Source organism: Cytobacillus pseudoceanisediminis (assembly GCF_023516215.1).
GTDB classification, from domain to species: domain Bacteria; phylum Bacillota; class Bacilli; order Bacillales; family Cytobacillaceae; genus Cytobacillus; species Cytobacillus pseudoceanisediminis.
Genome location: NZ_CP097349.1, coordinates 3,748,653 through 3,770,641, shown reverse-complemented (window position 1 = coordinate 3,770,641; position 21,989 = coordinate 3,748,653). Strand labels below are relative to the sequence as shown.

21 protein-coding genes are annotated in these 21,989 nt (G+C 43.3%); 13 read left to right on the top strand and 8 right to left on the bottom strand.

Annotated features, from left to right (window positions below; genetic code table 11):
* The first annotated feature begins 93 nt into the window (after window positions 1–93).
* From M5V91_RS20390 to M5V91_RS20370, 5 genes are all read left to right on the top strand, one after another.
* Window positions 94–351, top strand: coding sequence for a hypothetical protein (locus M5V91_RS20390; RefSeq protein WP_251175363.1), 258 nt, complete (start codon window positions 94–96; stop codon window positions 349–351).
* Between the two features lie 59 nt (window positions 352–410).
* Entirely contained in the window at window positions 411–1,028 is a 618-nt protein-coding gene (locus M5V91_RS20385) for a TetR/AcrR family transcriptional regulator (protein ID WP_217027456.1), read from the top strand.
* Between the two features lie 254 nt (window positions 1,029–1,282).
* The gene (locus tag M5V91_RS20380) at window positions 1,283–2,218 is read left to right on the top strand and encodes a diacylglycerol kinase (RefSeq protein WP_251175362.1); all 936 of its coding nucleotides are present in this window, start codon (window positions 1,283–1,285) and stop codon (window positions 2,216–2,218) included.
* 295 nt (window positions 2,219–2,513) lie between these two features.
* Entirely contained in the window at window positions 2,514–3,893 is a 1,380-nt protein-coding gene (gene rlmD, locus M5V91_RS20375; RefSeq protein ID WP_251175361.1) for a 23S rRNA (uracil(1939)-C(5))-methyltransferase RlmD, read from the top strand.
* A gap of 105 nt (window positions 3,894–3,998) precedes the next feature.
* A complete protein-coding gene (locus M5V91_RS20370; RefSeq protein WP_009335944.1) occupies window positions 3,999–5,462 on the top strand; it encodes a PAS domain-containing sensor histidine kinase in 1,464 nt (487 codons plus the stop codon).
* An 83-nt stretch (window positions 5,463–5,545) separates the two neighbouring features.
* On the opposite strand, the gene M5V91_RS20365 is transcribed toward M5V91_RS20370, so the two are convergent.
* From M5V91_RS20365 to M5V91_RS20355, 3 genes are all read right to left on the bottom strand, one after another.
* On the bottom strand, window positions 5,546–6,466 hold the full coding sequence (locus M5V91_RS20365) for an alkaline phosphatase family protein (protein ID WP_284521471.1): 921 nt from the start codon (window positions 6,464–6,466) through the stop codon (window positions 5,546–5,548).
* Entirely contained in the window at window positions 6,424–6,882 is a 459-nt protein-coding gene (locus tag M5V91_RS20360) for a hypothetical protein (RefSeq protein ID WP_284521470.1), read from the bottom strand. The genes M5V91_RS20365 and M5V91_RS20360 overlap by 43 nt, the downstream gene beginning before the upstream one ends.
* Before the next feature lie 118 nt (window positions 6,883–7,000).
* The gene (locus tag M5V91_RS20355; protein WP_284521469.1) at window positions 7,001–7,357 is read right to left on the bottom strand and encodes an alkaline phosphatase family protein; all 357 of its coding nucleotides are present in this window, start codon (window positions 7,355–7,357) and stop codon (window positions 7,001–7,003) included.
* A 387-nt stretch (window positions 7,358–7,744) separates the two neighbouring features.
* Here M5V91_RS20355 and M5V91_RS20350 point away from each other — a divergent pair, with 387 nt between their 5' ends.
* From M5V91_RS20350 to M5V91_RS20340, 3 genes are all read left to right on the top strand, one after another.
* On the top strand, window positions 7,745–8,848 hold the full coding sequence (locus tag M5V91_RS20350) for an SH3 domain-containing protein (RefSeq protein WP_251175360.1): 1,104 nt from the start codon (window positions 7,745–7,747) through the stop codon (window positions 8,846–8,848).
* 384 nt (window positions 8,849–9,232) lie between these two features.
* Window positions 9,233–9,889: a 5-bromo-4-chloroindolyl phosphate hydrolysis family protein gene (locus M5V91_RS20345; protein WP_009335941.1), complete on the top strand. Its 657-nt coding sequence runs from the start codon at window positions 9,233–9,235 to the stop codon at window positions 9,887–9,889.
* A complete protein-coding gene (locus tag M5V91_RS20340) occupies window positions 9,886–11,052 on the top strand; it encodes a toxic anion resistance protein (protein ID WP_251175359.1) in 1,167 nt (388 codons plus the stop codon). The genes M5V91_RS20345 and M5V91_RS20340 overlap by 4 nt, the downstream gene beginning before the upstream one ends.
* A 59-nt stretch (window positions 11,053–11,111) precedes the next feature.
* On the opposite strand, the gene M5V91_RS20335 is transcribed toward M5V91_RS20340, so the two are convergent.
* The gene (locus M5V91_RS20335; protein WP_009335939.1) at window positions 11,112–12,770 is read right to left on the bottom strand and encodes a PAS domain-containing sensor histidine kinase; all 1,659 of its coding nucleotides are present in this window, start codon (window positions 12,768–12,770) and stop codon (window positions 11,112–11,114) included.
* A gap of 206 nt (window positions 12,771–12,976) precedes the next feature.
* On the opposite strand from M5V91_RS20335, the gene M5V91_RS20330 reads away from it, so the two are divergent.
* From M5V91_RS20330 to M5V91_RS20310, 5 genes are all read left to right on the top strand, one after another.
* Window positions 12,977–13,207, top strand: coding sequence for an excisionase family DNA-binding protein (locus M5V91_RS20330; protein WP_009335938.1), 231 nt, complete (start codon window positions 12,977–12,979; stop codon window positions 13,205–13,207).
* Window positions 13,208–13,299: 92 nt separating this feature from the next.
* Window positions 13,300–13,860 carry an FAD-dependent oxidoreductase gene (locus M5V91_RS20325; protein WP_251175358.1) on the top strand — a complete coding sequence of 187 codons (561 nt, stop codon included), beginning with the start codon at window positions 13,300–13,302 and terminating at the stop codon, window positions 13,858–13,860.
* Window positions 13,861–14,062: 202 nt separating this feature from the next.
* Complete coding sequence (locus M5V91_RS20320) at window positions 14,063–15,463, top strand: M28 family peptidase (protein WP_251175357.1); 1,401 nt, start codon at window positions 14,063–14,065, stop codon at window positions 15,461–15,463.
* 231 nt (window positions 15,464–15,694) lie between these two features.
* Window positions 15,695–16,618, top strand: coding sequence for a DMT family transporter (locus tag M5V91_RS20315; RefSeq protein ID WP_033196474.1), 924 nt, complete (start codon window positions 15,695–15,697; stop codon window positions 16,616–16,618).
* 113 nt (window positions 16,619–16,731) lie between these two features.
* The gene (locus M5V91_RS20310; RefSeq protein WP_009335934.1) at window positions 16,732–17,409 is read left to right on the top strand and encodes a DUF421 domain-containing protein; all 678 of its coding nucleotides are present in this window, start codon (window positions 16,732–16,734) and stop codon (window positions 17,407–17,409) included.
* Between the two features lie 29 nt (window positions 17,410–17,438).
* Here the strand turns inward: M5V91_RS20310 and M5V91_RS20305 are convergent, their stop codons facing one another.
* The 4 genes from M5V91_RS20305 to M5V91_RS20290 form a co-directional block, all read right to left on the bottom strand.
* On the bottom strand, window positions 17,439–18,401 hold the full coding sequence (locus tag M5V91_RS20305) for a D-2-hydroxyacid dehydrogenase (RefSeq protein WP_071156475.1): 963 nt from the start codon (window positions 18,399–18,401) through the stop codon (window positions 17,439–17,441).
* Between the two features lie 176 nt (window positions 18,402–18,577).
* Window positions 18,578–18,925, bottom strand: coding sequence for a hypothetical protein (locus tag M5V91_RS20300; RefSeq protein WP_009335932.1), 348 nt, complete (start codon window positions 18,923–18,925; stop codon window positions 18,578–18,580).
* Between the two features lie 239 nt (window positions 18,926–19,164).
* Window positions 19,165–19,983 (bottom strand): MBL fold metallo-hydrolase, encoded by an 819-nt coding sequence (locus M5V91_RS20295; protein WP_226280802.1) that lies wholly within the window; start codon window positions 19,981–19,983, stop codon window positions 19,165–19,167.
* 186 nt (window positions 19,984–20,169) lie between these two features.
* Window positions 20,170–21,615: a TerD family protein gene (locus M5V91_RS20290; RefSeq protein ID WP_217027440.1), complete on the bottom strand. Its 1,446-nt coding sequence runs from the start codon at window positions 21,613–21,615 to the stop codon at window positions 20,170–20,172.
* Between the last annotated feature and the right edge of the window lie 374 nt (window positions 21,616–21,989).

The window sequence follows — 21,989 nt, the reverse complement described above, 5'->3', positions numbered from 1 at the left end:
CGAAAAGTTTGAAAATTCATTTAAAAATCCTTACAATAAAAAGACTAATCAGTTTATTTTAAAAGATAAGAATATGCTTGGGGAGTGAGAAATATGGGAAGAAGGCGGGTTCCGGAGGAGATGCAAAAAAAGAGCAAGAGCGTCCATCTTGAGCAATGGATCTGGGACTTGGCAGCGCAGATGCAGCCATGCCGTTCAGCAGCTATCAGAGATTTATTTCTCGCTAAAGTGAAAGAAGACCTGGTAATGGCCGGATTGGCGGAGAAAAATACAGAAATCACGAGTGAACATGCCAGCCTTTATATAGAAGAAGTTCTGAAAAGAAGTGACATCAGTCAAAAGTGCTGCTGATGTTTAATGCGTTGGAATAATTTTCTCAGAGACTAAACAAATACAATGGAGGGACAGACTTGTCACCTATCGTATCAGAGGAATATAAGCGGAAGAAAAAGAAAGAGATCCTGGCGGGTGCATTGGCCTGCTTTGCCAAAAAGGGATTTCAGGCAGCGACCATTGATGACATTGTCGCTTATTCAGGAATCAGCAAGGGAGCTATCTATAATTATTTTAAAAGCAAGGAAGAAATCTATCTGGAGCTTTTGAATGATCAGACAGAATCAGCTAATGCAAGACTTGCAGAGAACATTTCCATGTTCTCTTCTGCGGAAGAGAAACTGGAATATCTTTTTGATTTGTATAGGGATATGAGCCCATTCAGCCAGGAACGAAAAGATAGAATTACTATACAGCTGGAATTTACGCTGCATTCCTCCAGAGATGAGAACTTGAATCGAATTCTGAACGAGCGAGGAAAGAAGTTCTTTTTGAAATTGATAACAGACATTATGGAGGAAGGGCAGGCTGCCGGGGAATTCCGTCCGGATGCAGATCCAAGCCATGTATCGGGATTATTCTGGACTTTTATGGACGGGGCAATGCTTCATAGGGTAATTAATGAAGAGTATCCATATAAATCCATTATTGACTATGTTAAGAGCCTTGTTTTGAAGGACCTGAAACAGGAATAATGCTCAATTGCATCCTGCTTAATGTGATTTCAGTTACATCTCCAAGAAATATAACTTAATTACGATACTTTTTTGCCTAATGAGGGTATAATTCATTTGTGCATCTGACCACTTGTGAAAATAGCGGGAAGTGAATAGAATAGAAACGGATGGCAGTGAATAATTGCTAAGCCGTGGACTATTCGCTATGATGTAAAAAGATGGAATAATATATAAGGATTAAGTTTAGATATTTCAATAATAGGATGATGGCTATGAAAAGAGCAAGAATTATTTATAATCCGACTTCAGGCCGGGAAATTTTTAAAAGACATTTAGCAGAGGTTCTGCAAAAGCTGGAGAGTGCAGGATATGAAACCTCATGCCATGCCACCACAGGTGAAGGAGATGCGATTAAAGCTGCACGGGCAGCTGTTGAACGCCGCTTCGATCTGGTTATTGCAGCAGGCGGCGACGGTACGATTAACGAGGTGGTAAACGGACTCGCTGAACAGGATTACCGTCCTCGCCTCGGCATTATTCCAACGGGCACAACCAATGATTTTGCCCGTGCGCTCCATATTCCAAGAGATGTGGATGCGGCTGCTGAAATCATTGTAAAAGGAGATACCATACCTGTCGATATTGGCCGCATAAATGATAAATATTTTATTAATATTGCTGGTGGCGGAAGGCTGACAGAGCTGACTTACGAGGTGCCAAGCAAGCTGAAAACCATGATTGGCCAGCTTGCCTATTATCTAAAGGGAATTGAAATGCTTCCTTCCATCCGTTCAACCGAAGTAAGCATCGAGTTTGACGGGAAAATCTTTGAAGGTGAAGTTATGCTTTTCCTTGTCGGCCTGACAAATTCAGTCGGCGGTTTTGAAAAGCTGGCGCCGGATTCCTGTATAAATGACGGGCTATTCTCTCTGCTGATATTAAAGAAAACCAATCTTGCTGATTTTATCCGGATCGCGACAATGGCTGTCCGGGGTGAGCATGTAAAAGATCCGAACGTCATCTATACACAGGCAAACCGCATCAAAGTACAGTCCAATGAAAAAGTCCAGCTCAATCTGGACGGTGAATTTGGCGGGCTGCTTCCTGCTGAATTCGTAAACCTGTACAGGCATTTGGAAGTATTTGTCCCAATTGATCAGATTCGTGAAGAAGACCGCCCGACCGATTGGGAAAGTTCCCGCGAATAATAGGAAGTCCGCTCTCTTACAGGGCGGGCTTTTATTTTGCAAAACACATGAATTTGTGAACGATGCAATTAGAATAGTATTACTGCAATTAGAAGGGTGATTCTGCAAACAGACAGGGTAAGCTTACAAATAGACTGGAAAATATGCTAATAGAGTGGAGGGTTTTTCAAATAGGCATGATAAAGGGTATACAGGTTCAAAATCCGCACCATATCTATTTCGTATTCACCCCTTTTTGTGATACAATCTGTCTAGTCAAATAGGTCACGGAATTAAGCTGAAAAGGAAGAAAATGATGAGCAGAACATTACCGGTTCAAAAAAATGATTATATAGATGTTATATTTGAGGATTTGACCCATGAAGGGGCAGGAGTTGCAAAGGTGGATGGTTATCCTCTATTTGTTCCGGATGGGCTTCCCGGTGAGAGAGCAAAGGTAAAAGTGATTAAGGTGAATAAGGGATATGGCTTTGGGCGCCTGATCGAGACATATGAAAGAAGCCCATACCGAGTAGAAGCTCCCTGCCCGATTTATAAGGAGTGCGGCGGATGTCAGCTGCAGCACCTGAGCTATGAAGGCCAGCTTCTCGCCAAGGAAAAACAGGTCAGAGATGTTCTGGAAAGAATCGGAAAACTTGAGGGCGTCAAGGTGCATCCGGTTCTCGGCATGAAGGACCCTTGGCGTTACAGAAATAAAGCGCAGGTTCCGATTGGCGAGCAGGAGGGCGGCCTGATCGGCGGATTTTACCAGCAGCGTACCCACCAGATCATCGATATGAAGGAATGTCTCATCCAGCAGGAAAAAAATGATGAGGTTGTACAAAAGGTAAAGGAAATTTGCGGACGCTATGGTGTCCGTGCTTATGATGAAGGCAGGCATAAAGGCGAGCTCCGCCACGTGATGGCGCGCTATGGGCTTGTGACAGGCGAAGTGATGATTGTCCTTGTCACAAGGACGAACGAGCTCCCGCATAAGCAAAGGATTGTGGAAGAGATTGCATCAAGCATTGAAGGTGTTAAATCCATCGTCCATAATGTGAATCCCAGGAAGACGAATGTGATCATGGGAGATGTCACACGAGTCCTCTGGGGTGAAGAAGTGATCTATGATTTTATTGGCGATATCAAATTTGCGATTTCCGCCCGCTCCTTTTATCAGGTGAACCCGGAGCAAACGAAAGTTTTATATGATAAAGCACTGGAATATGCGAATTTGAGCGGAGAAGAACAGGTTATCGATGCGTACTGCGGAATTGGCACCATTTCTCTTTTTCTGGCACAGAAAGCAAAAGAAGTGTTCGGCGTTGAAATCGTGCCGGAAGCCATTGAGGATGCGAAGCGGAATGCTGATTTAAATGGCATGACAAATGCTTCATTTGCAGTCGGGAAAGCAGAAGAAGTAATCCCTGACTGGTATAAAAAGGGGAACACCGCAGATGTGCTTGTCGTTGACCCGCCGCGAAAAGGCTGTGATGAAGCTCTGCTGAAAACCATTTTAAGCATGAAGCCAAAGAAAGTCGTCTATGTATCCTGCAACCCGGGAACGCTTGCAAGGGATCTTCGTATTCTGGAGGATGGCGGATACAGGACAATCGAAGTGCAGCCGGTGGACATGTTCCCTCAGACTATGCATTGTGAAGCAGTCGCTGGATTAGAATGGAAAGAGGGCAGCTGACCTATTGGGAAGCTGCTTTTTTAGGTTCTCTCAAGAATTCCCCTGCTTTTTTTCTTATAATTCTGTAAAATATAGTTTATAGAGTTATTAAATGGGGTGAGCTAATTGGTCAATGATTTCCCGATACTTGGCAATGATGGTGAGTCGATTTATTCCAATCCTGATGAATTACTCGATTTGTTCCTGAACTGCACTGCAGATGGGGTTGCCATCATTGATATGGAGAACCGTTTTATAAGGGTAAATCATATGTATACGGTGATTTTTGGCTATACCGAAGCGCAAGTTATTGGCAGAAAGTTTACCGAGTTTCAGAACCCTGAAGAAGTGAAGGAGATTATAAAACTGGTCAAGCTTGGGAAAGTATACAGCAATGTGATCACACAGCGCTATCATCAGGATGGTTCGGTTCTGGATATATCGGTTTCGTATTCTCCCTTCAGAAATTCCAAGGGCAAAATCATCGCCGTTTTGGCTATCTTCCGGGATATGACAGAGTTTAAAAGCATGGAGAGGGAATTAAGAAAAACCAGGGAACTGTACGATTTGATTACGATGAATACGACAGATATGATCAAAGTATTCACAAAGGATCAAACGTTGATCTATGCATCCCCATCTCATGGAAAAGTTTTGGGTTATTCGCCGGTGCAGCTTGTTGGGAAGACCTGCGGCACTGTCATAAACTCTGAGGAAGAGAGAGAAAAGTTTAGCAAGGTATGTCAAAAGCTGCTGGAAACGGGTGAGCCTCAGCTGCTTGAAACAAAGATGGATACCATTAATGGCGAAATCGTTTTCGTTGAGGCAAGCATTTCTCCTATATTAAACGATAAAGGAGAGATTGAATTATTTGTGGCAGTAGGCAGAAACATAACAGACAGAGTTAATAATGATGCGGCTTTGCGTAATTTGGACCGCCTTTCCATTATCGGACAGCTTGCAGCAGGGGTTGCACACGAGATCAGAAATCCGCTGACCTCTTTAAAAGGTTTCTCAAAACTGCTCCAATCCAGCGTTAATCAGGAAAAACAGGATGATTATTTATCCATTATTATGGAAGAGCTTGATCGGATTGATATCATTGTCAATGAGTTCATGTCCCTGGCAAAACCCCAGGCAATTGAGTTTGAGAAAGGGAGCTTAATGTCCATTCTTGAAAGTACGATTAATGTACTTCATCCGCAGGCACTGCTTCACAATGTTCAAATCCATCTCAATCATTTTGAGAATGATATCATGCTATTATGCTCACCTCCCCAGCTGAAGCAAGTGTTTGTCAACTTTTTAAAAAATGCGATTGAAGCTATGCCAAATGGCGGAAATGTATATATTAGTGCTGAAAGAATAGAGAGCAGACGTGTAAGGATTGCTTTTGAAGATGAAGGAGCAGGCATTGATGGTGAAATGCTGAAGTATCTTGGGACCCCTTTTTATACGACAAAAGATAAAGGAATCGGTTTGGGGCTCACAGTCAGCAATAAGATTATTCAGGAGCATCAAGGTTTGATGGCCATTGAAAGTGTTATAGGCAAAGGCACTACGGTGATGGTGGAATTGGATTGTATATAGTGTGTACAGCTCATCTCTTTAGGGGTGGGTTTTTTATTTTCAAAAATAAAATACTGCCTTGCAGCACATGCAAGGCAGTATTTTTAATCTAAAGCATCTTTTAGAACTTCACCCTCCAAGAAGTCCGGAGCTGGTATGTCCAGCAGCTTATAGACAGTTGGGGCAATATCCAGTGTGGTAATCGAGCTAATCCGGTGTTCCTTTTTAAAAGAAGGGCCGTGTGCAAAGAAAACGGCCCTGAGTTCTTTCCGATCAGGATTGCCTCCGTGGCTGCCGAGTTCAATGGCCGGCATATGGGGGCTTGTTAGGCTGCTGCCCATCATATAGCCCCTTGAGCCAAGCAGCAAAATGTCTCCCTGGTTAGGATGCTTATTCTCTTTTTTATTTCCATAGGCAATTTGATAAGGTTTTTCTTCCTTTCTAAAAAGGTAATGGAAAAATTGCTTCGCTGCTTGATTAAAATGGCTGACCTGCCCTTGCACAATGGAATCACCTGCTTCACCTAAATACCCCTTAAGGACTTTCGTCTGGAATTTCGGCTTGATTTTATACTCGCTAAAGAGTTTCTCTACTTGGTCTGCTGCCTTTTCCTTCTCTTTCTTAGTGAGGTTCTCATTCAGATAAATTTGTGCAGCTGACCCGCTGGCCACAGCCATTGCTTTGGAGTACTCCTCATCCACTTTGCCTTTATTATCTGTCTTTAAGAGGCCGGCTTCTTTCAAAAGAGTGTTTGGGGCAAGGATGGTGTGAACTGGCTCCATGCCGTGGTCGGATACAACAAGAAGGTGGTCTTCTCCGCTAAGGCTATCCATCGTCTGTCCAACGACATTATCGGAAAGCTTGTATGCCCATTCAATGTATTTTTTATGTTTTTGAGAATTTTCCTCTGAATACCCAGGCTGCCGTGGATCTGTCAGCAGAAAGTGATGTGATTCATGATCTATTTGAGGTGTATAAAACATCAGCAAATCCGGCTGGTATTCTTCTTTAATATAAAGAGACACATCAGTTGCCCAGCTGACAAAACGTGAACTGATTTCTTCGTACTCTTCTCTAGTAATCCACTTTTTTCAAAGGCCTTTGTATCATCCTGAACGGGAAAAAAGCCGAATTTTGAAAGCAGCTCCTCTTCAAATCCGTCGGGACCTTCAATGAGGGCTGACGTAACGGCCGTCCGGTAAATGCTTGCTTTCTCAAGGCCAGGGTCAATTTTCAGCTTAAACCAGAATCCTGCAGATTCGCCATCAGCTTCGACAGGAATTGACCCCCATTCGTTGGCATTGACAATGACATCTTTGGGGTCTGCCGAACGATTTTCCGAAAAAATGAAGCGGTTATAGTTGGTCTTTCCATCATCTGAAGTGTCTAAAGCCAGTATATAAATTTCTTTATTCTTTGCTTTTTTTAATGGCAGCTTCAATATAGCTTCCTTTAAAGGGCTAAAGCTGCTTTCTTTGTGCTTCCAGCTCTCTGCTTTTTTGAACTGAAGCTTATCCAGGGAACTCTCTGCCCAGGTTTCGCCATAATAAACTGCGTAATCAGCCTGTGTTCCTGCACTGGGGTTTGATCCGGGAAACAGCACTGTGGCAGTTGTTTTGCCATTTTTTTGCCTCTGCCCAAAGCGGGCTTTTATCGAGCGGCTGATGGAAGGCGCTTTCTCCATTTGCCAATTCTTTTTGGGGATCCTGCCACTTATTGCTGACCATGCCGGTTTCCGACGGGGCAGCTCCTGATGCAATTGCCGCATGTGATGGGGCGGTCAGCGATGGGGTTACGGTTTTGGAGTCCTTGGCGGCTACTCCATTCTTCATGAGTGCTTTAATGTGGGGAAGCTTGCCTTTCTTTACATACTCTTTTGTCAGGTCATTTCTCATTCCATCAAATGAAATCAGCACAACCTTGTTTTCCTGTTCAACCCGATCCTCTGCATATCCAGAGGAAGGAAATACAATCGCTCCTATAAAAAATAATTATATAAAAATAGTACTTATTCATTATGTTTCCTCCAAGGTGTAAGTAAATTGGTACAAGAGCATATTCCCTGTATTTCTTATAAATAAACAAAAAATCGTCTTTCTGCTGCTAGGGGCACTTAATTGAATGGCAGGAAGAAGGAAGATATGCAGATGCCAAATATACTGACTCCCCCATATTAGCTGATTCAATAGAATCAATAATATTTTTCCAGTCCCAAAAAGGTAGACTGGGAGTTTCCGAATCGATATTTTTAGAGTAGTCTGCAAAATTCGACAGAAATAAATTAAGGATATGGAGGAAAGTATATGGCAATTATAAAAAGTTCATATGGAAAAAGAGCTTTATTAAAAGGGACTGCTGCTGCAGCTATTTTTGCAGGAGGAATCATGTCACCAATAATTCCAGGCTTTTCAAACGAGGCAGTGGCAGAAGCGGCTTCCTATACTTACACAGTGGATGCAACCAGTCTGAATGTCCGTTCAGGCCCCGGAACAAATTACGATCGGATCGGCAGTCTTCCCCAAGGCAGCAGTATACAAGCAATTGAACGCCTTGCCAGCGGCTGGTATAAAATTAACTATAATGGAAAAACAGGCTATGTCAGCGGCCAATACGTCAAAACAAATGAAAAACTTTACCGGGTGGATGCAACATCATTAAATGTCCGAAAAGGTCCGGGATTAAATTACAGCAGTGTCGGCCTTTTAAAAAACGGATCATTATTAATTGTCATACATAAGGAAAGCAACGGCTGGTATAAAATTTCCTACAACGGCAGCACAGGGTATGTAAGCGGTGATTATGTGACAGCTGGTGATCCCCGTCAAGCAAGGATCAATGTACCGCTCATTGCCCAGCGGCCGGAGCTGCCAAGCGGATGTGAAGTAACTTCTCTTGCCATGGCATTGAAATTTTATGGAGTGAATGTAAGCAAAACAACACTTGCAAAAGAAATGCCATATGACTCAACCAAGCTGGTAAGAAATGCGGATGGTTCTATTAAAACCTGGGGGGATCCTGATGTCGGGTTTGTCGGAACACCTTTTGGCAACGGCCATACGATAAACCCGGGACCGCTGAAAAAGCTGCTTGATCAGTATCGTCGAGGCGGTGTAAATCTGACCGGAAAAGATTTTTCAGAAATAGAAAAGGCTGTTTCAGAGGGTAATCCTGTTTTGGCATGGTTTACAATCAGCCATGAAATGCCGAATAATAGAAGCTGGAAAACGCCTGCCGGCAAAACGATCAGTGCACCGACACCATTGCACTGCATTGTCGTAACCGGTGTGGATGCAGATTATGTTTACTTTAATGACAGTGAAGCAGTTCAGAAAGATGTGAAAATGCCTAAGGAGAAGTTCATTAAGATCTACGATGCCATGGGCAAGCGTGCATTGGCTGTAAAATAGCCAGAAAGCATCTGCGGGAAATTTCCGCAGGTGCTTTTTTTGCAGGGAAATATACGTCTCAGGTCTTAGCAAGGATTACTTTTGTGGTCTATGGCGGGCAATCGTGTTATTTTGTATCGTATAACTTGAGAAGTTTTTTAAAAGTGTTTTAATAGATTTAAGGATGTACGCCATTTTTTGCTTTATAGCTCGCACCTGCCCCCTTGAGGGGTCCGGTGGTGGGAACCAAGTCAAAGCCTCCTTGGATGTTCTTCGCAAGAACAAGCGGAGTTGACTTGTTCCGAAGGTGCTCGCGATTTTCTTGCTGAAATATGTCTGTGGATGAAACTTTAGGTTTATAAATAACGTATAAATAAGTAGGACTATGAGTAGGAGTCGATAAATATGAATTCCTTTTTAGCATTTGCTTTTCGTTTGCTGACGGCTGTTCCTTTGTCTGTCAGCGTTTGGCTGGCTAGTTACTTTGCATTCGGGCAAACTTTCATTTTGTCAGGGATATATGGAGCCGGAGCCGGGCTTCTTACTTATTGGGCAGGGGGATTGATTCAGCGCCGCCGCTTTTTGAAAAAGCATGGATTGACGAAAAGGGAATACCAATACATTAAGCGAAATCTTGATGAGGCGCGCCGCAAGATAACCCGTTTGCATAAAGCGATGTTCTCGATTCGGCATTTCCCGACGCTGAAGCAGAGGATGGAGTTCATGAGGGTGACGAGAAGGATTTACAGACTGACCAGGAGTGAGCCGAAACGTTTTTACCAGGCCGAGAAGTTTTACTTTTCTCATCTGGATTCCGCAGTGGAGCTGGCGGAAAAGTATGTCTTTCTGTCTTCCCAGCCGAGAAAATCCCGTGAACTGGATCAGTCCCTCCAGGAGACCAGACGTACACTCGATGCACTTACCCATCATGTGGAGGAAGATCTTCACAGGGTTATAGCTGAAGATATTGATCAGCTTCATCTTGAAATTGATGTTGCCAAGAATTCGATTGAGAAGATAAAAGATTCAAGAATTCATGATGAAAGCAGGAGATTAAAATGACTGAAGATAAACCGTCCCTGTTAAAAAACACTAATTTATTGGATGATCTGATGGCAGATCCTTTTGGGGAAAAGCAGGATGCAGCTCCCTCGCCATTGCAATCGGAAAAGCGGACAAGGCTGATCGATGTGATTCCGGAAGAAAACCGGGAAAAAGCCTATCAGCTTGCAAAGCAAATCGATCCTGCCAATCACCAGGCGATGATCTCATACGGAACACCGGCTCAATCAAAGCTGCTGACGTTTTCTCATACAATGCTTGAGCATGTTCAGAAAAAAGATGTTGGTGAAGTGGGAACAATCATCAATGATCTGATGAAGAAATTCAATGATGTGAATCCGGATGAGCTGAAGCCGGAGAAATCAACCTTTTTTGCGCGTATGTTTGGAAAGATATCCGGCTCTGTTCAGGAGGTCTTATCCAAATACCAAAAAACAGGTGCTCAGATTGACCGCATCAGCGTCAAACTGGAAAGAAGCAAGAATGCACTTCTTTCCGACATTGTCATGTTAGATAAGCTATACGAAAATAATAAAGAGTATTTTCATGCTTTAAATGTATATATTGCAGCAGGTGAACTGAAGCTTGAAGAGCTTCATGAAAAGACGATTCCCGAGCTGAAGAAGAAGGCAGAAGAGTCGAATGACCAGATGAAGTTCCAGGAAGTGAACGATATGATGCAGTTTGCCGACCGCCTGGATAAGCGCCTTTATGACTTGAAGCTTAGCCGTGAAATAACGATTCAAAGCGCACCGCAGATCCGCCTTATACAGAATACCAATCAGGCATTGGTTGAGAAAATTCAGTCATCCATCATGACGGCTATCCCGCTTTGGAAAAACCAGGTGGCCATCGCCTTGACACTGCTTCGCCAGCGCCATGCTGTCGAAGCCCAGAAGAAGGTCTCGAAAACAACTAATGATCTTCTTTTGAAAAATGCCGAAATGCTGAAAATGAATACAATTGAAACAGCACGTGAGAATGAGCGGGGCCTTGTCGACATTGAAACGTTAAAGAAAACACAGGAGAACCTGATTTCCACTCTTGAAGAAACCCTTAGAATCCAGGAGGAGGGCCGCCATAAACGCCGGCAGGCAGAACACGACCTGGCCAATATGGAAAATGATTTGAGGCAGAAGCTGCTGGAGATTAAGGGGAAATAGCAGGGTTAAAAAAGAGCGATGTTCAATCAAACGTTTGATTGAACATCGCTCTTTACTGTTTAAACTGTTAATCCAGCCTCAGGGGCAGATGTATTTTTTCTTACTGGCAGCTTGATGACAGCTTCTGTTCCTTTCCCTTTTTTACTATTGAAATAAATGGAACCATTATGGGATTGGACAATTTTGAAACTGACTGTAAGTCCGAGGCCAGTTCCTTTCTCCTTGGATGAATAGAAAGGTTCACCAATCCTGTTAAGGCGTTCTTCCGACATGCCGCAGCCATTATCCTTAACCAGGATAGTCAGCTGCCGGTCTTCCGCCTGCAGCGTAACCGTTACTTTACCGCCATCACTTGATGCTTCAATGGCATTTTTTATTATATTAATAAATAGCTGCTTTAGCTGATTTGGTTCACATTCAATCATATACACATCCGATTTTAATAGAAATTCGATCTGGACATTGTGCATGCTGGCTTCTGTTTTTAAAAGCGAAATGACATTAAAAAGGATTTTCTGAACATCCGCTTTTGTAAAACAAATATCCTGAGGCTTGGCAAGGAGCAGCAGCTCGCCGACAATATGGTTGATCCGGTCCAGCTCCTCCTGCATGATCTGATAATAGAATTGATGCTTTTCATCTTCCAGCTGCATGAGCTGCACGAAGCCTTTTAAAGATGTCAGCGGATTTCTGATTTCATGCGCCACACTGGCAGACAGCTCTCCAACCACAGAAAGCTTTTCGGTGCGGCGCAGTCTTTCTTCAGCTTGCCGCAGCTTTGTCACATCTTTTCCATAGCCGATGATTCCGGCAATTTGACCGTTCACAATGAGCGGAAGTGCGGTGCATTGGATAGTGAGCTTGCTGCCATTTTTATGATTGAACTCAAATTCGCAGGTTTTGGGCTGTTTATCCTTAAGGATGCCTTTAAAGCCTTTAATGGCCTTCATTTTATAAGGAGCTGGTATGATTTCATTAATGCTCTTACCCAATGTCTCATCAGGACTGTATCCTGTTACCGCTTTGAATTGGGGATTTACTTTCGTGATGGTGCCATGAAGGTCTGTCATAAAGACAATTTCAGTATTATATTCAAACAAGGATTTATATTGCTGCTGGCTTTCGGCAAGAAGCTTTTCCACATGCTTTCTTTCTGTAATATCTCTGCCGATTATGACGAGACCCTGACGGCTTCCATCTGCATGGAAGAGCGGTACCTTAATCGTATCAAACGTTTTTTCTGTTCCGTCCTGCAATGGGATGACTTCTTCCAGACGGGTAATTTTGCCGTTTTTCCAGGCTTCCTCATCTGATGTTTCACAGTAGCGCAGTGCGTCTGCATAAAAATCTGTGTACTCGGCCAGTTCAGAATCCCTTTTGCCTTTATAATCGACATTTTCAAGATTGAACAATTTGAGTCCAAATTCATTGGACTCGATCCAGCGGCCATGGCCGTCTTTGAAATTGACAAAATCCACCATGGAGTTAATTAAAGTGGAAAGACGTTTTTCATCTTCCCTTGAGGCAATAAGCTCATCTCTTTTGCCAATAAAATAATAGAGCAGCCAGCCTGTAACGATAATGTACAGAAACTCTTTTGCTCTAAAAAGGAAGCTGACAAGAGAAGAGGGCTCCAGCATATGCAAAAGGTAGTTCGTTCCGAATACCCAAATAAGGCTGATGATCACATATAAGCCCAATAACCATTTTTTATTCATTAGCTTATATTTCTCCTGTTCTCTATCTGGCTGAAAAAAGAGCTGGAATTCAGTCAAATAGTATTTTTTCGCTGTATAATAAAAGAATATAAGTTGCATATACAAATTATTTACAGTTTCTATTCTATATGATTTTAGTAGAGTCTTCTAGTGCCTAGAAAATAGTAAAACCATATTATAAGGGAATTAGAAAGGGAAGAACAAGCATGTATCTTACCATTAAAGAAACCGCAGAATATTTATCTTACCCTGAGTCATATGTAGAAAGCTTGATTCAGCAAAAGAAAATACGCGCCATTTATGATGGAGAACAGTATTTAATATATAAGGAACAATTTAGTGCCCATATAAAGCAGGTGGAAAAATACAGGGAGCTGGTGGAAGAAATACTAAATGAGCCGATACCGGAGGATCGGGATATCAAAGATGAAGATTAAATTGGACAATTTTCCTGAAATCACATTATTTTACAATTATTATTAAATTAGATAACATATAAGTAAATAATGTGTTGAAGGAGGAAGTATGGATGTTTGATATCTTAATTGTAGGTGCAGGCCCTGCTGGTGCAAGTGCTGCGCTATTTGCTGCAAAAGCGGGCAAGAAGGTAGTGGTTGTGGACAATGATAAAAGCATGACTAAACGTGCCTGGGTAGAAAATCATTATGGCCTTATGGAAATTACTGGACCGGAACTGATTGAAACAGGCAAAAAGCAAGCAGCTAAGTTTGGGGCAGAGATCGCAGAAGGAACTGTTGATAACATTGAAAAAGCTGAAGGAATTTTTACAATAACAGCAGGAGAAAAATCGTACTCAGCGAAGCATGTGATTTTAGCAGCTGGCGTATCTACTGATTTAGCAGAAAAAGCCGGTTTGAAGACTAAAGCAGGCACCGAGCCGCGCATTAAAACGGTTCTGGATGTAGATGCTGACGGCAAGACGAATGTCGATGGCATTTGGGCAGCCGGAACCGTTGCAGGAGTTAGCGTCCATACAATCATTACAGCTGGAGACGGTGCAAAAGTTGCAATTAACGTAATCAGTGAATTGAACGGCGAGCGCTATGTGGACCACGATATAATGAAATAAAGAAGGAAAGAAGGCGTACCTGGGGTGGGGCAGCCTTCTTTTTTTGTCTATTTTTCCTATTAGATATTTACTAATATTGACAATATACCCAAAATATAGATGATTGTACCTACTGTACTCTAGTATCTTGTACCCTTATAAGAGTTTTCGAAACATTATAAAATTTAATGAGCGGAATCTATTATTCTATTGGAGGTACTAGATGAGAAAACCAATTTTAAAAGTGGCATTAGCTTCGACTCTTATCTTTGGAGCTATTGGGACACAGGCAGTTTTTGCACATCCGTCAGACGTTAAACAGACTCAGCCTGTAAATGTATTCGACAAGAAGGTAGTCAATCAAATTAATGCAGAGAATATCTATAATAATATTGATTATCTTTCACAAACCCCGCGTGTAGCCGGTACGGAATCGGAGTATAACGCTGTTCAGTATATTAAAAGCCAATTCGAATCCTATGGCTATGAAACAGAGATTCAGCCATTCACTTTTTATGGATATACTCCTCCGAGCAGTATGGAAGTGACTATTGATGGCTATGGAGGAGAACTGCAGCCAAGATCCTTTACCTATTCAGTCAATGGGGATGTGAGCGGGGAGCTGGCATTTGCTGGGCTAGGCACACAGGAAGAACTGGAACGCGTTGATCTCACAGGCAAAATTGCTCTTATCCAGCGCGGTTCCATTTCTTTTGCCGAGAAAGTTTTAAATGCAGCAGAAAAAGGGGCTGCCGGAGTAGTTATTTTTAATAATGCAGAGGGTCCATTAAGCGGTACGCTTGGAGCTCATAATGAAGAATATGTTCCGGCGTTAGCCCTGTCAAAAGCAGAAGGTGAGGCAATTCTTGCATTGCTGGAGAGCGGTGAAACTTTATCAGCATCCCTATCCATTGAAGGTGCGGATGCAGGAGAAAAGGTTTCCCACAACGTGATTGCCACAAAGAAACCAACCAACAATAAGAAAGCAAACGATGACATTATTGTGGTTGGGTCACACCATGATTCTGTAGCAGGGGCTCCTGGAGCGAATGATGATGCTTCCGGAACAGCGATGACATTAGAGCTGGCACGCGTATTCAAGGATATTCCGACAGATACGGAGATCCGCTTTGCAACATTCGGTGCAGAAGAGCTGGGATTGATTGGATCTTATCATTATGTTGACAGTCTTTCTGACGACGAAATCAGCAGAACCATTGCAAACTTTAATCTTGATATGGTGGGAAGCAAGGATGCAGGCGATTTAGTAATGATGACTTTGGATGGAGAAGAAAATCTTGTAACAGAACTTTCTCAAGCATCCAGTGAAAGGCTGAACGGTGAGCCGACCCCAGTATACCAGGGAGGCAGAAGTGACCATGTGCCTTTTGCCGAAGCAGGCATTGCAGCCGCGTTATTCATTCACAGCCCAACTGAACCATGGTACCACTCTCCAGAAGACACAATTGATAAAATCAGCAAAGAAAAGCTTCAGGATGTAGCGGAGGTTGTAGGTGCTGCCATTTATGATAAGGCGCGTTTTGATAACATGGGCCCTAAACCGAAAAAGCAGCATAAAATGAAAGCAGCACCTGAAATGGTTCACGAGTTAGATGTAAAATAAGCAGAAGAGCAGCCGTTCCTTTGATGGGAGGCTGCTCTTGCTATTATACAGCTGCTTTGCGCTTTTCACGGTTGTTCATCCACCGAAAAACCCTGGTATGCCAACAGTCCAGATGGGTGTTTTTCATGCCATCACTTTCATATTTAAAGCCTTAAAAAGTCATCTTCCCATTTGAAATATGATAAAATGATACAAATTATGAACTTGGATTTTCTGGAAAGAAGGATCGATGTGAAAAACATAAAAACATACATTCTCCTCATTTCCATCATGGCTTTATGGGGATTGAATGTGAGCATTATAAAAATTCTTGTCAGTTATTTTCCTCCGGTTTCGATTACTTCTTTGCGAATACTAACTGCGGGTATAACCGTATTTTTGATATTAAGCATAATGGGGAAAGTAAGAAAGCCGAGCCGGAAGGAAATCTCGTACATTGTATTTGGCGGCCTTTTAAGTGTTGTCAGCCACCATCTTTTTCTGGCTATAGGCTTAACGGGAACAAGTGCGGTGAATGGGGGGCTTATTCTAGGTGCAGGTCCGCTCTTAACAGCCATACTGTCTTCCATTCTGCTGCGCAATAAGCCTACAGGCATCCAGGTTCTGGGTTTTCTGCTTGGGGGTGCAGGCGTGACCTTTATTGTCCTTTCAGGAAATAAAGGGATATCGAGCTTAACTCCAGGAGATTTCTTTGTGTTCCTGTCCATTCTTTCACAGGCTCTTAGCTTCATTGTAATCAGCAAGGCTTCGAAAACGCTTGATCCGCGATTGCTGACAGGCTATATGCTGATTTTTGGAGGGGTGATCCTTTTTGTAATGGCCAGCATAATGGAACCCGGCGGACTTAAGGGTATAACCGAAGCCCCAGCCTATGTTTGGGCTGCATTTGCCGCATCTGCCGTATTGGCAACAGCTATCGGCCATATGGTTTATAACACAGCCATCCGTAATATTGGGCCTGCAGAAGCCAGTATATTTTTGAACCTGAATACCTTTTTCTCATTGGCAGGCTCAGCGTTCATTCTTGGTGAAGTAATTACTATAAACCATATGCTCGGGCTGGTTCTTATTGTGGGAGGTGTCATTTCAGGATCCGGAGCATTGGAGGAATTAGTATTCAGGAAGCGGAGAAAAGAAAATAGCCAGTATATGTAAAGTGGTCTCTTGACATAGGGATCACTTTTTTTGCAAAAAGTGGAATAGGAGAAAAGGTGTATTCGAAGTCTGGTAAGGGGAATAGAGAGGATATAGAGAGAGGAGGAGCATTGATGTATTTATCAATAACAGTAAAAATGGCTGTTGGGCTAGTTGCCTTGTTAGCTGTTACCCGAATTCTTGGAAAGAAGGAGCTTTCACAGGTAACTCCGTTTGATTTTGTTTATGCGGTTGTTCTTGGAGGGATTATTGAGGAAACCATTTATGATGAAAAAATAACAACGCTGCAGGTGATCTATTCGGCTTTATTGTGGGGAGCATTTATTTACATTATTGAAATTCTGGCAAAAAAGAAAAATATATTCAGGGCGATTTTAAAGGGAAGGGAGTCGGTCCTTGTCAAGGATGGCAAGCTGAATGTGAAGGAGATGGAGAAAAACCATCTTGAAATGGAACAGCTGAGAACAATGCTGCGCCAAAAAGGAATATTCAGCATGAATGAAGTTAAATACGCTTACCTTGAGACCAATGGCGGCTTAAGTGTAATGAAATACCAAAAACAAGAGCCTGTCACTCCTGAATTGATGAAACTTGAGGTGAAGGAAAAGAAACCTTCAACTTTACTGATTGATGAAGGAGAAGTAGTGGAAGACGGCATTAAATTACTGGGGAAAGATGGGGATTGGCTGAGGGAGTCTATTAAAACGGAAGGCTACCATAATATCAAAGATATTTTCTGTGCAGAGTGGTCGGAAGAAGAAGGGTTTTATATCGTATCTTATAAAAAATGAGCCTTGCGAATGCTGCAAGGCTCTCTTTATTAATATCCCTTTTTATAATCTACCTGATTAATGCCGGGATTACCGCTGTTTATGTACTCTTTTAAATTAGGAATGAATATATCTTCAATCACACGCTTGGTATAGTATTCCGTCGATCCGGCAGTATGCGGGGTAATGATGACATTATCCTGTTCCCATAGCGGGCTGTCTTCAGAAAGCGGTTCTTTTTCAAATACATCCAGCCCTGCACCGGCAATCTGTCCGTTCTGCAGTGCGGCAATCAAATCTGTTTCTTTTACAATTTCACCCCGGCCGATATTGATGAAGAAAGCAGTGTCCTTCATGCGGGTAAACTGTTCGGCTCCGAATAGCTGCCGTGTTTCCTGTGTAAGCGGAAGTGTGACGACAACATAGTCACATCGAGGCAGCACATCGTTCAACTGGCTGGAAGTATACATTTCATCTATATACTCTTCAGGTTTTCCGGAGTGTCGAACCCCAATAACCTTCATACCGAATGCTTTGGCAATCCTGGCAGTTTCCTTCCCGATGGCTCCGGTGCCAATCATGCCGATGGTTTTATTGTGAATTTCAAGCTTCATTCCAGAATGGTGCCATACCTTAGCTTGCTGATTTTTTACATATGTATGGATTTTGCGGGTGAGCCCAAGCATTAATGCGAAAATCGTTTCTGAAATGGGGTTAGCATGTACGCCATTTGCGCTGGTAATCTGGATGCCCTGTGATTCCATTTCTGCCAGGGGCAGAGAATCGACCCCGGCACTCCAGGACTGGAACCAGCGAAGATTGCTGTTTCCCTCAAGGACCATCTCTTTTAGTTCCTTTTTCCAGCCGGCGATCACTTCGGCTTCTTTCAGCTCATTGTGCCAGTTTGCTGAATCTTTTCCGGATATGAGCTCCCAATCGGGGATGATTTCTTTAATTTTATCAATCTGTGAGGGTTCCAGATCATGTGTGACGATACAGGTTCTATTTGACATGTGTGTTCCTCCAAATTTTATTTTTTGAAAAGTCGGTAAATATATCATAGTCTATAAAACTATAAATGTGAACTTTTCGAATAAAATAGCTATCATAAGATAAATAAGTTTGTTGAGGTTGAGCGGTACGGAAACAAAAAGCCCCCGGGCGATGGACCCGGGGGCTTAATTATCTATTAAGAGGGCTGAAACCCTATTAATTTTGCTTTCTTATCAACGCCGAGTGTCTGTTTATCCGGGAAGGTAATGACAGAACTGATATAATCCCAGCGGATCAGAAAATGGGTGACGCAATCTTCTTCCTTCTGCTGTTCTTCTGGGATGTCGGTACCGTCTTCCTCTTTGACCATAGTGCGTTTGAAGCAAGGATTCTCAACCCATATTCCCATGCTTTCTGTTTTGATCAGTTTAACAAGGTACCATTCATCGGGCTGATAAATGCCTGTGATGGAGCCGACGAGATCATTTGGGAAGTTCTTGAATTTTATTTGAATTTTTTGTCCTGTAAAGTTTTCAAGATGCATATATGAACCTCCTGAACTATTAAAATTCGTTTTATTATACTCTTCCTTTTTTTGATTGTTTTAAACATCAAAAAAGCAAGATCCACCCGATTTGGTGAACCTCGCTTTTTTATTGTTTACCAGAAAATTAAAAAATCGCAACGTGTAAATAAGTTTGAGGATAAGTTTATTCACGGCTGGCTCACAGCGCCTGCCCCCTCGAGGTGTCAGGGGTGAGCGAGGCGCTTACACTTTTGTTTTTAGCCTTCCCCGTCTACATATTTTCCGTGATCAGGAACGGCAATTTCATCAAAATCATTTACGAGCTTGGCGAGGCTTTCCCTTAATACAGCAGCAGCCATTGGAATGCCATGACCGGTGATGGCGACATCTGGCTGAAGGGCTTCAAGTTTCTGTACGGAAGTCCGGGCAGAATCCCAATCAGTTGTGAGGTAGCGGGGCGGGCCGCTGATTTCCTGTTCCTGGGTGAGCACACTATATAAGGACTCCTGCTTCACTGTTACGAAAGCGTCACCTGCAATCAGCACGCGATCCGACTCCCTGAATAAGGAAACATGGCCGGGAGTATGACCTGGTGTGTGAATCCATATCCATCCTTCCATATGGGGAACATTTCCGTCTTCAGGGAAAGGCTGAATATGGGTATCGAGATCAATGCCTTCATGCGGAAAAGTGGGGGACATCTTTGCGACAAGTCCGCCTTCAACACTCGCGTCAGGTTTTGGGTAATCCTGCTGTCCTGTTAAGAATGGCATTTCGAGTGTATGAGCGTATACAGGAACTTGCCAGTGCTCAACTAAATCAATAATTGCACCAACATGGTCAAAGTGGCCATGTGTAAGAATAATGGCTTTCGGTCTTGCGTTCTCTCCAAAGAGTTCTTCCGCCGCATCCATAATTTTTTCTGCAGATTTTGGCATGCCTGCGTCAACCAGAACCCAGTCGCCGGGCTTTTCTGATATTCGCACAAAACAAACATTCACAATCTGAACTGTCAGGCAGTAGACTCCATCCGCTTCATTAACAATCATTCCGCTCGTGGAGGAAGTCATGGGCATATAGCGTTCAGTAGATGAACTTTCCTTCAAGGATATTACCTCCTTAGTAATTTTAGAAATAACAGGGCATTTATCTTTTTGAGTATACCCGCATGTGAACTTTGTATGCGGCATATTCAGGAGGAGTAGGGAATAAATGCAAAAAAGCTCTGCCTGAAATTCGGCAGAGCTTGGGTACATTATATATTAAGATAGAAATTCATGCGGGTTTAAACCGAGTTCCATGCAGATCTCTGTAACAGCCTGTTTTTCATTTTGATCAAAGTTCCCGTCGGCATATCCGATCGCGATGCAATAACGGGCTACGAGGCGGGCGATCTCAGGCTTATTTCTTACCCGGCCAACTGCTTTAAAGGCTTCGGCCCGCCCGATGATCGGGTCCATTTCAATCCGCTGTACGAACATATTGAATTGCTGTATCACTTTTTGTGTATCAAACACTTTTAATTCCTGGCTGCTGTTTACAAACTCGACCATCTTTTGACGTTCAGTTGGATCAAGCCTGCCATCTGCCATGCCGACAAGGGCGCATGAAGCTACAACGGCGTCCAGGACATCCTGGCTCTTGAATCGTGTAAACAGCTCCTGGGCACGGCGCTTTTGGTCATTGGCCCATTGTGCGTAATCCTTCTGATTAGGTGACCATGAATTACCGCAGGAATTACAGGTGAGCTTCAGCTGGTTTTTTCCAATAAAGCCGCCAAGAAGTCCTACAGGCCCAAGGATGAGTCCTCCAATCGCCGCTTTTCCAAGGCCAAATCCTTTTTGGCCGGTCCGGATGTTAGTGGATCCGCAGCGGGTGCAGGCGATATTTCCATCTGTATAGGATTGAGCCTGGACCGGCTGCCCAATACCTGTCTGCCCGCCAAATGATGGCTGCGAAGGTAGCGTGTTATAAGAAGTCTGATTGTAGGCAGGCTGGCCAAAGGACGGTGAGTTGTATCCTGATTGTGCCTGCTGGCTATATTGCTGCTGGTTTTGTTGAGGACTGAATCCTTGAGCTGGCTGCTGATATTGACCCTGGCTGAATGAGTGCTGCTGACTTGGAGCAGGCTCATCATCTACGGAAACACCGAAGTTGCGGCAAAGGGCAGCTAATCCACCCTGGAATCCACTTGCAATGGCATTGAATTTCCACTCGCCATTGTGACGGTAAAGCTCTGCAGCGACGATTGCTGTTTCAACAGTAAAATCGCGCCCAAGGTCGAAGCGGAGAAGCTCTTCATTTGTCATGGCATTAAAAATTCTCACATAAGCATTGGAAACTTGTCCAAAGCTCTGTCCTTTCATCTGGGCATCATGAATGGTAATAGTAAAAGCAATTCGATGGATATGCTGCGGCACCTTATGTAACTCGATGCGGATTTGCTCATCATCCCCGGCACCTGCCCCAGTTCTATTATCACTGCTGTAAAGGATGGATCCGTTTCCGCCGGATGGATTATTATAAAACACAAAGTCACTATCACTTTGCACTTTGCCGGATGCACCTGTTAAAAAGGCTGAAGCGTCCAGGTCATATTGCGATTGATTATGGCTGACATCCCAGCCCAATCCTGCCATCACAACCTGCAAACCAGGATTGGTTTTGGTCAAATCTACTTTTTGTCCCTTGCTCAATCGAACTCCCACAGATTTCACTCCTAATTTGTTTTTATACTTAGAATTAAAAACTTTGTACTTTAAAAACTGTCTAGCTCCAGCGCCTACCCCCTCGAGGTCACAAGCCTGTCTAGTTGCGGCTCCTAGGGACGAAAGACTAGCCAATCCCTTCCAGAAGGGAAGAACACCTTCTTGCAGGGCTCGTCTTATGCTTGTCGTCCCCTCCACATTTCGGACAATCCTCCCAAAAGGGCAAAAAACGCCTTTCCGGAAGGCTTGTCTTGTGCTTGCCGGGGGGCAAGGCGCTTCCGCTTTTCTTTTTATACGTTCTGAGAAGAAAGAAGTTTCATAGTTTTCATTATAAGGGAATTGGAAGCGAAGGGAAACTTGAGCGGCTATTCTGA